The organism is Streptomyces calidiresistens (assembly GCF_014141525.1).
GTDB lineage: Bacteria > Actinomycetota > Actinomycetes > Streptomycetales > Streptomycetaceae > Streptomyces > Streptomyces calidiresistens.
In genome coordinates this window covers 1-537 of the sequence record NZ_VKHS01001505.1, presented here as the reverse complement: position 1 = coordinate 537, position 537 = coordinate 1, and the positions used below count along the sequence as shown (strand labels likewise).

The following is a 537-nucleotide window of genomic DNA, read 5'->3' as shown; positions in this document are numbered from 1 at the left end:
CCTCCCCGACCACCCCTCCTCCGGCCGGCTCACCTTCCGCCGCGGCGACAGCCGCCAGGAGGCCCTGTGGTGGACCTACCCCCTCACCGGCCCCCACCCGTTGCGCCTGCTGGTCCTCGCCACCGACCCCTCGGCGAACCGCGACACGACCCCCGACGACGTCGATCCACCGACCCGGGGCGGGGACCCGACGACCGCGGGGTTCGCCCCGCCCGCCGAACTCCCCGTGGGGGAGGAGGTCGGTCGCCGATGGGCCGCGGTCGTACCCGCCCTGAACCCCGCCGAGTGCGAGGAGATCGTCGCGCGGGTGCTCGAACTCGGTTACCCCGTGCTGGATCCCGGCCGGGGACGCAGGCTGCCCCTGGTCCCACCGCGGAGCGTTCCCCGCCGCGCGGAACGCCGTGCCCGCCGCCCCGCCCCGGCCGACGGGACGGCCGACCGGGAGCCCCCCGACGGCGGGGGACGAACCGCGGGCGAACGGCCGGCGGCCCCGGCGGGAGCCGACCGGGCCCCCGCACCCGCCCCGCGGGGATGACC

Annotated in this window: 1 pseudogene; it reads left to right on the top strand. The window is 79.3% G+C overall.

What is annotated here, in order from left to right:
- Positions 1 to 535: pseudogene (locus tag FOE67_RS28035) on the top strand (hypothetical protein); the annotation flags it as partial.
- Positions 536 to 537: the final 2 nt, after the last annotated feature.